The organism is Gemmiger formicilis (genome assembly GCF_016901605.1).
Taxonomy (GTDB): domain Bacteria; phylum Bacillota; class Clostridia; order Oscillospirales; family Ruminococcaceae; genus Gemmiger; species Gemmiger formicilis_B.
Window position 1 is genome coordinate 1 of record NZ_JACJKP010001051.1, and the last position, 216, is coordinate 216.

Below are 216 nucleotides of genomic sequence, written 5' to 3' on the forward strand. Positions count from 1 at the left end.
ACGCTGATAATCAGGCAGATGACCCACGGCATACTGCGGGCATCCACCCGTCCGGTACCTACCTGGAACAACAACAGCAGATAGGGCAGCACACCGATGCCGATGTTCAGCAGCATATACACCAGCGCATTCTGGGTAAAACGGCTGCGCCAGAACGCAAAAATGAAATTGCAGACCAGTGTAACACTGCACAGGATGGGAATGACCAGGTCCACA

The 216-nt window shown here is 53.7% G+C and carries 1 protein-coding gene; it reads right to left on the bottom strand.

What is annotated here, in order from left to right; translation table 11 throughout:
• Positions 1-216 (bottom strand): DUF6320 domain-containing protein (locus tag H6B10_RS17720; protein WP_204652591.1); only part of this gene is annotated, 216 nt, incomplete at both ends.